An 8,815-nucleotide genomic window follows, 5' to 3' on the forward strand; every position below is an offset into this window, starting at 1 on the left:
GCGGAGCTGCGCGTCATCAGGAGATCTACGGTACTCGGCTCCCGCGGCGCGATCAACCGCAAACGAACGACCCGCGCGCGATCGCCCGCCGCGCGCCCCGCGGCGCCGACACGCCCCGCCGCGTGCAGCCGCCGGACGCGTCGCCGGCCGCGACGCCGGCCCCGCCAGCAGACGAACCCAACCCGGGTCCGGGCCGGCGGGGAAATCCACCCCGGTGCGGGCCGGGCACATCAACCCGGGTGGGCGCCGGCGAACGAACCCAACCCGGGTCCGCGCCGGCGGGGCAGATCCACCCCGGTGCGAGCCGGGCAAATCAACCCGGGTGGGCGCCGGCGAACGAACCCAACCCGGGTCCGGGCCGGCGGGGCAAATCCACCCCGGTGCGGGCCGGGCACATCAACCCGGGTGGGCGCCGGCGCTCCGGCCATGAAGGTCGGACTCACGCGCCCGAGTCTCCGGAAATCCCGAGGCGGTTCAGCCGGTTGTTTCGGAGTCGGATCTACTCGACGGATGCGCGAATGCGCACGAAAAGGTCCAACGCGCCGCTGTAGTCCGGCAAGAATCGCTCGCCGTCTGCGGCTTCGGCCTCGTAGCGGGATGACAACGCACCCTCGAGGCAACGCCGAATCTCGTGCGGTGCTTCGGTAAGGCGCGGCGAAGACGCATTCAGCACCTTGCTCGTCGACTGTACGTCGAAGCGAATCATCACGTCGGCTTCGACGAGCGTTGCCCCCGCGACGCAGGCTCTGAGTTTTTCCGCGTCGTCCATGAGTGCGAACGACAACGCGCGCCTCATAGCCCTTACGGCCTCGGGCGCCTCCAGGGCGGCGACATCTTGCGGTGACCACACCGGGACCTGGCCTGTCGAGCTAAGTTGTCGGATGACATCGGACAACGACATACGCGAATTCGCCTTGGCCGCTGTGGGTTGCGCCGACGGCGCTCGTTGCCGGGCAGCCGCCGCGATTGTGCCCTCCGAAGTGACGGCGACCGATTCGCCTTCACCGCCCGAACGAACGAGCCAGCCAATGGCGCGATAGGACACTACGGATGCGACGAGGGCAAGTGCTACCGTCCCCGCTCTACTTCCGGTCCCTGAGCGCATCAGGTAGTTCACCGCGGTCCTCGAGGCGTTTCAGCAATTCGGCGCGGTGTCTTTCGTACCAGGATTCGTAGGCATCCGGATCGCGGTGCTCTCTGGAAAAAAACAGGTGGAAGCATATGTGCTGTCGGCCATCGCCGGTGCTTGCAAAACAACCGATTCCAGAGTGATCGCTCAACGAGGCCGCCGGGTACGGCCCATTCAAAGCAAGCAGTTGTTCAGGAGTCACAAACAGGTCAACTCGGCATGAACTCTGCCTGCACTCGATATCGCCAACCTCGGCGTCCGGAGCGAGCAGCGCGAGATCGTCCGCGATGTGCCGACCGACAATCTTCTCCATTTTCGGCGCCCATTGTTCGTCGCGCGCTTCGCGGTCAAACACGATGCGACCCGGCAACCCTCGCGCTTTCGCAAATACCACCGGATCGTAGTCTGGATGCATAGGGTTGCCAATCGTATCCGAAATACCGTCCCGCGCTGGGCTTGCACGCCCCGCACGAGGCGTACCCTGAACCGGAGGAGGAACAGGACGCTTTCCGGTAATGCGATCTGCTGCGCGGATTACGGCGTCGCGCGACGGCAACCCATCCGATCCCCCCTCATTCGCCGCCTCCGAGTCGCTTCGGTCACGCACGCAGTAGCCCATCAGAGCTGCCAGACCGCCGAGTACCACCGCCACGAAGACGGCCCGCAACCGCTCACGCATCAATTTGGGGAGACCTCGTCGGACACAGAGACAGACGGCGCACCGATACAAAACGGGAAAGAAACCATTTCGGTAAAGTCGTCCTTCTCCGTAGTGAATGTCGCATCTAGAAATGCGCTTGCAATACAGGTGCGTATCGCGGGCGGCACAAATGGTGGCCAATCACACTCAAACGATTCAACTTTTCCCACGCCGTCTCTTGACGTCAGAGTAAGACTGGCCACCAGATCGAGCTTATGCCCATTCCATGGCACATCTGCGGATTGGCGCAATTTGTCCGCACAATCGACGACTCGCAGCCGAACACTATCGATTCCTTGCTGAATCTCGTCGAGCAAACGCGGGGGTGGGAGTTCGCCAACAGACCCGCCTCGCGCTCGCTGTTCTCTGGTGGGGTGATCCGTAGGCCGCGATGGGCCACACGCGGCGCACGCGACCATCGCGATTGCCCCGCCGAAACGCCAGAGCATCTGGTTCGCCGATAGCAAGCAGTTAGAGGACGCGACGCCTAAAAACAGCGGCCGACGACGTAGCACCTGCCATACGAAGTAAAGAAACAATCCTCGCCATAGCCCCAGGTGCTGCTCGCGCAGCGGTTCCGCAGACATGCTGCGCAGTGGACACTGGCGCCCATGCCACCTGCACCAATTCCGCCCGCTGCCGCACCGCGTGCACTCGCGCTCCGTTGAACAAGGAAAAATGAACTCACTCCAAGGCCGATAGCCAGTGCCGCCACTACAAGGATTCTCTTTGCCATGAGAAGCATTTAACAAAGGCGTTTTTTAGTCAAACGCTTTATGTGGGAATAACGAATCAAGCATTTTTATAGTGTGCGACATTACGACAATTAAAACGCGTTGCGCGAGGTTGAGTTTTCCCTGTGTGCGAGATTACTAAAAATCGCAATCAACTTCAGAATCGAGAGCATAGCTCGCGGAGATGTTGTCGATGGGCCGATTGTAACTGTCCACGCCTCCTGGTTGAGCCGCGTGCGGCGGCGTGCGATGCGTGGAACACGAAGACACACACGAGCATCCCGGACCTGGAAGCGCGTCGAGCAGATGGTGCGCGAGCACATCGATGCGGTGCGAGCGGCGGCAATCGCCGCGGTCGCGCGCCCGTTGGCGGCGGCCACCGGCCGGTCGTCGAGCGCGGCGCGGACCAACGCACCGGCGGCCAGGCGAGTACCGAGCCGGCGTCGCGCGCCCGAGGAGATCGCGGTGCTCGCCGAGCGGCTGTACGCGGCACTGCACGCGACGCCGGGCGCGACGATGACCGTGCTGGCGAGGCAGGAGGGTTCGACTCCGGGCGAGTTCGGCGTTGCGGTAGCGTGGCTTCGCCGGCAGGACCGCATCCGCACGGTGGGCGAGCGCCAGTACGCGACGTACGTCCCGGTCGCGCAGCCGACTGCGGCGGTCGAGGCGTAGCTCAGGCGGCGGTGCGCAGCGCGGTGCGTTGGCCAAACCGCGAGGGTGCGTCGGTGCCGTCGCTATCGGCGTGGCAGCACTCGGTCAGGAACGCCAGCACGTCGCGGCGCTGCTTGCGCGCGGTGTGTACGACGGTCATCAACCGCTCGGCGAACCGATTGCCCGCTCGGGCTGGCTGCCGAACGAGCGCTTGCGCTACGAGACGAACGCGCGCAACTCGCGCTCGGCGCGATGGTTCGTGGGCTCGACGCCCTCGACAGCGACGAAGGTCCACAGCGCCTGCCGATGCGCGAGCACATGGGCGCACGGGTGTTCGTCGCCGCGTAGGATGAGCTCGTTGGGCGTCATCGTGTTGACGCTCGTTGCATGCGACAGACGATGGTGCCGGGCCCGTCGGGATCGGCGAGCGTCATCAAACTCCGCCGGCAGCATGGAGGCCAGGCTGGCCGTGATTTGGCGGCCGCGCCGGGTGGTCGCGGCAGAGCGTGGCGGCCCGGGCCGATCGCCGCGGCCCGGGCCGCTACGCGCGGAGTCTACGCCGGGACGACCGCCACGCGCGTGTCGTAGAACGAGGCGCTCGCACCGATCGGATCGGTGAGGCACACGTCGCCGAGCTTCGGGTCGATCTGCATCACCGGGTTCGGGCACAGCCCGGCGGCCCGGCGCGCGTCGCCGGGCACGCGAACGCCGTCGATCTCCACCGGCCGCGAGCCGTACGCCCAGTGGCCGAAGTGCCACGACACGGCGACCGCACCGGGCACGATCCCCTCGACGACGGACAGCGGACCGGCGATTTCGACCGACTGGCCGTTGCCCAGGTCCGCGGCCCCCTTCGGGTTGGACGCCGACACCAGCCGCACGCGCTGGCCGTCGCGCAGTCCGAGCCGCGCGGCGTCGCGCCGGTTCATCAGCACGTGGTTGGTCGTCACCAGCCCGAGGTTGCCCCAGTAGTTGCTGATCGTCCGGCTGTGGCCGCCGAACGGCTCCTTGTACGTGATGAGGGCGAACGGATAGTCGCCGCCGGCCTCGACCGGGTCGCCGGCGCAGTCATACGCCCCCCGCCACACCGGCACCCCCGAGAAGTACTTGCCGCTCATGGAGTTCTTCTGCTCGGCGACGTGCTCCACGAAGATGTGCCACATGCCCGCCATCTTCGACTTCATCAGCGTGCCGTCGTACGCGGACTCGTAGGGAGCGAACCGCCCGCCGCGGTTGAGCACGTAGACCACCTTCGGCCACAGTTCGGGCTTGACCGCCCGCTTCCACTTGGCCTCGTCGAACACCGACGCCGGCAAGTGGCGCCGCGCGGCGCGGAACAGCTCCAGCTCCGCCGCGTCCGCGTCGGGCACGGCGTCGCCCGGAGCATCGCCGACCGCCATGTTGGCCACCGCCTTGAGGAAGAAATCCTCCGGCCGGTCCAGCGGCATCCCGGGGCCGAACGCATCCTTGCCGAACCCCGACACGCCGAGCCGTTTGGCGACCGCGATCAGGAACGCCTCGAGCGACAGCGGCATGACCTCGCCGTCCACCTCGACCTCCTCGGTGAGCGGACGCGCCACCGGCTGGCGGACCTTGCTGGTCTTGGTGACGACGTCAGGCGTGACGTGCGGCGTCCCCCACCGTTCGAGGTACGTGAGGTCCGGGACGATGTAGTCGGCGTACATCGACGTCTCGCCGATCACGATGTCGCACGCGATGAACAGCGGGATCTTGGCGGGGTCCCGCAGCATCTCGATCTGCTTGTGCCCCGCGGGCGTCGCCAACACCGGTGTGCCCTTGTGCAGAAACAGAATCCTGGCCGGGTACGGGTACCCCTGCGCGATCGACGGGATGATCTCCTGGTAGACGTTGCCGGAAAACGGGTACCATGGGCGCTTGGCCGGATAGCCCTGCTCCCGGAACAGCGTGCTGTCCTCGTACCGCGCCTTCTCGCGGGTGACGCGCACGCCGAACGCCTTGAGCGCGCCGGGATGCATCTCCTTGAACTGGTAGACGTTGCCCGGCTTGCCGCCGAACTCGTGCCAGTGGCCGCCTCCGTTGGACAGGCCGCCCTTGTGGTCCGGGTTGCCGATCAACAGGTTGAGCAGGATCACGGCCGAACCGGCGTAGTAGCCGTCGGCGTGCTGGACCGGGCCGCGGTACAGTTCGACCGCGGCGCGCTTGCCGTGGCTGGTGAGTTCGCGCGCCACGCGCTCGATCTGCCGGCGCGGAACGCCGGTGATCGCCTCGACCTCGTCGAGGTCGCGGGCGAACGCCTGCTCCTTGACCAGTTGCAGCGCCGTCTTGACCTCGTGGTCGCCCAGGCGCGTCGCGACGAACAGGTCGCCTTCCACCGGCGTCGACGCGTCCTCGGGATCGACCGCGACCGGCGTGCCGCCCCGCATCACGACCACCTGCGCGTCGGTGCCCAACGGCGCCCCCCCGACGGTCACCTCGGACGCCTTCAACAGCCGCCGTCCCTCACCCTCCTCGATCACCACGAGGTGCGTCGCGTTCGTCCAGCACGGCTCGCCGTCCGCGGCGGCCGCGGCCTTGTTTGCGTTCTCGAGGAACCGCGCGTCGAACCGGCCGTTATCGAGCATCCAGCGGATCATGCCGAGCGCGAGCGCGCCGTCGGTTCCCGGCCGCACCGGCAGCCACCAGTCGGCCTTGGCGGCGTCGTTCGACAGCCGCGGATCGACCACGCACGTCTTCATACCGCGCTCGACCTGGCCAGTCGTGACCTTCTCCGCCATCGGCGTGAGGCCGAAGTTGGCGGTGAACGCGCCCGTACCCCAGAAGATGACGAACTGGCAGTTCGCCAGATCCGGCTTCATGTGGTGGAGCTTGTGGCCGCTGAGCATCGAATACGCGATGTGGTGCGACTGCTCGCAGATCGTCGTGTGCTCGAATGCGTTGATCGAGCCGAGCGCGTCGTGGGTGAAGCGCTTCATCAACTCCTTGCGCCCGTGTTCGATGCGCCCCGCGGCGAATACGAACTGGTTGTTCTTCGGCCCGAGGTCCGGGTGGTCCGGATCGATCAGCTTGTCGAGATGTTGCGCGTGCCGCTTCTTGAACTCGTCGACCGACAGCTCGCCCTTGGCGACGAGCGCGGCGTCGGCGGCGAGTTGCTTGGACACCTCCGCGTCGCGCAGCGCGATCACCTCGCTGAACCCGGGCACGTGGCGGTCCTCGCCGATGTCGGCAAACAACTTGCCGCCCTCGACCACTTCCTTGATGAACTGGTCGAACGAGATCGACTTCCAGCGGTTGGAGCCGCGCGGCCCGGTGCGCTTGAGCACGCGGCGCAGCCGGTACGGATCCGCGTAGGTCTGGATGCCGGCCTGGCCCTTGCCGCACAGCTTGCCGTCGGCGGTCGCGGCCTGCGCCGGCGGCGTGTCATACGGAAGGTGTGGCAGGTAGTTCTGCGGGCTGTAGGGATTGCCGGTGAGCTTGGCCAGCGTGCCGTCCCACGTCTTGGCCTTGATCTGGCAGTCGACGTGGCACTGCAAACAGGTCGAATACAGGATGTTCTCGGGCTTCGCGAGTTCGTAGTCGGGCGGAATCGGATCGCCCTTGGCCGCCGCGTCGTCGGACCACAGGGTCATCGACGCGGTCTGCACCGCGGCGCCGGCGCCGCCGACGAGCGCGGCGGTGCGGATGAAATCGCGGCGGGAGACGGGGGTCGTTTTGCCGTTGTCGCTCATGCTGCACCTCCTTGGGCGCGCTCCCGGCCTGCCAGCTTGGCACTCAAGACGTCGTACATCGGCAGAAGCGTCCACGCGCCGATGAACGCGAGCGCGAGCAGCGCCAGCAGCCCGAACGAAGACAACCACTCGATTGCGCTCGGGAAGTACTCGTACGCCGTGCGCGGCTGTGCCAGCGCCTCGTCGAGACCGGGAAGTTGCGGATGCAGATACGCCGGGATCACCAGGTTCAGCCGGACCGCGACGATGCCGGCCACCACGAGGCCGCCGGCGATGCCGAGCCACGCCGGGCTGGTGCGGGTTGCGCGCACGCTCGCGATGGCGAGCGGTCCGAGCCAGGCCATGCCGATCTGGCCGATCCAGAACACGTACCAGTAGTCGCCGAACAGCACCTCGTGCCACACCTCGGTGTGATCCGGGATGGACGCATAGGTGCCGACGAGCAGGTCGCTGATGAACAAGATCAGGTCGACGGCGATGAACAGCACCAGGAAGTTGCGCAGCCCGAACACCATCCGCTCGTAGTCGTCATCCCGCCGGCCGAACCAGGCATACAGAAACAGCATCAGCCCGCAGCCGGACACCAGAGCCGACACGAGGAAGATGATCGGGAACAGTCCGCTGAACCAGTACGGCTTGGCCGCGACGACCGCGAACAGCGCACCGGTACCACCGTGCACACCGAGCGCGATCGGAATGCCGACGACGCCGATCCGCTTGACCCAGCGCAAGCTCGACGCGTGACACGCCGCGAGCTGCTGTTCGGTCGTCGGGCACTTCCAGCCGAGGGCGAGGACGCCGTAGACCGCGCGCTTCCAGCCGCTGGCGCCGTCGCGCAGCGTCGCCAGGTCGCAGCGCATCAGGAACCACAGCTCCGTGCAGATCGCGACGATATAGAAGATGTAAAACAGCGACTCCCACGCGAGCACGCTCGACGCCTGCCAGCCGGTGAAGATCTTGTAGAACCGCCACGGATGACCGAGGTCGATCCACACGAACGTCAAGCCGCCGAACAGCGCGAACAGCGCGGACAGCAGCGCCATGCGGCCCATCTTCTCGAACTGGTGCATGCCGAACACGTAGACGAGCGTCGACATGAGGAACGAGCCAGCCGACAAGCCGATGCAGTAGATGTAGAACGCCACCCACATGCCCCACGTCATGTTCGACGTGAGGTTGGTGACGCGCATCCCTTCGGTGAGCCGGACGCCGGCGGCCCACACGCCGAATACCGCGAGCGCCGCGAGAATCGCGAGCGCGATGATCTTTGCCGTCTTCATGGTGTGCCTCCCGCGCTCACGTCAAGTAGAAGACCTTCGGATGCGTGCCGAGTTCTTCCTTGAGCCGCATGACCCGCTCGGTGGCGATCAGCTCGGTCACGAGGCTGCCCTCGTCGTTCAGGTCGCCGAAGTAGGTCGCACCACCGAGGCAGGTCGTCACGCACGCCGGCAGCAGCCCGACCTCGAGCCGGTGCAGGCAGAAGTGGCACTTGCGCGCGTTGCCGATCGGCGACGCCGATCGGTCCTTCGGGTCGCGGCGCCGCTCGCGACCGTATTCGTAGGTCTTGCGCCGCTCGTAGTCCGGAATCGACGGCGTGCCGTCGGAGTGGAACTCGCCGAAGTCGAACGACCGCGCGCCATACGGACAAGAGGTCACGCAGTAGCGGCAACCGATGCATTGGTCGTAGTCGATCGCGACGACGCCGTCGGGCCGCTGGTAGGTCGCGCCGACCGGGCACGGCGGCACGCACGGCGGGTCTTCGCACTGCATGCACGGGCGCGGTATGAACCGCTTGCGTACGTTCGGGAAGGTCCCGATCTCCTCGGTCATGACCGGCCGGTACACGACGCCCGGCGGCAGGTTGTTTTCCGCCTCGCACGATACCGTGCACGCC

General features: G+C 66.4%; 5 protein-coding genes and 1 pseudogene. 1 reads left to right on the forward strand and 5 read right to left on the reverse strand.

Going from position 1 to position 8,815, the window contains the following annotated elements; all coding sequences use genetic code 11:
• Window positions 1-499 precede the first annotated feature (499 nt).
• Window positions 500-769, reverse strand: coding sequence for a hypothetical protein (locus D6689_04715; protein RMH43588.1), 270 nt, complete (start codon window positions 767-769; stop codon window positions 500-502).
• A 2,100-nt stretch (window positions 770-2,869) separates the two neighbouring features.
• Here D6689_04715 and D6689_04720 point away from each other — a divergent pair.
• Window positions 2,870-3,235, forward strand: a complete 366-nt coding sequence (locus D6689_04720; GenBank protein ID RMH43589.1) for a hypothetical protein — start codon at window positions 2,870-2,872, stop codon at window positions 3,233-3,235.
• Window positions 3,236-3,302: 67 nt separating this feature from the next.
• Here D6689_04720 and D6689_04725 read toward each other — a convergent pair.
• The 4 genes and pseudogenes from D6689_04725 to D6689_04740 form a co-directional block, all read right to left on the reverse strand.
• Window positions 3,303-3,532: pseudogene (locus D6689_04725) on the reverse strand (IS66 family transposase).
• 236 nt (window positions 3,533-3,768) lie between these two features.
• Entirely contained in the window at window positions 3,769-6,921 is a 3,153-nt protein-coding gene (locus D6689_04730) for a twin-arginine translocation signal domain-containing protein (GenBank protein RMH43590.1), read from the reverse strand.
• On the reverse strand, window positions 6,918-8,201 hold the full coding sequence (locus tag D6689_04735) for a molybdopterin oxidoreductase (protein ID RMH43591.1): 1,284 nt from the start codon (window positions 8,199-8,201) through the stop codon (window positions 6,918-6,920). The genes D6689_04730 and D6689_04735 overlap by 4 nt, the downstream gene beginning before the upstream one ends.
• Before the next feature lie 16 nt (window positions 8,202-8,217).
• On the reverse strand, window positions 8,218-8,815 hold a 598-nt coding region (locus D6689_04740; GenBank protein ID RMH43592.1), incomplete at its 5' end, for a 4Fe-4S dicluster domain-containing protein.

The sequence above is a fragment of the Deltaproteobacteria bacterium genome (assembly GCA_003696105.1).
Lineage (GTDB): Bacteria > Myxococcota_A > Polyangia > Haliangiales > J016 > J016.

Bases quoted from the DNA above. Each gene is read 5' to 3' on its own strand.
- D6689_04735 (RMH43591.1), bottom strand. From the start codon at position 8,201: ATGAAGACGGCAAAGATCATCGCGCTCGCGATTCTCGCGGCGCTCGCG.
- D6689_04715 (RMH43588.1), bottom strand. From the start codon at position 769: ATGGACGACGCGGAAAAACTCAGAGCCTGCGTCGCGGGGGCAACGCTC.
- D6689_04730 (RMH43590.1), bottom strand. From the start codon at position 6,921: ATGAGCGACAACGGCAAAACGACCCCCGTCTCCCGCCGCGATTTCATC.
- D6689_04720 (RMH43589.1), top strand. From the start codon at position 2,870: ATGGTGCGCGAGCACATCGATGCGGTGCGAGCGGCGGCAATCGCCGCG.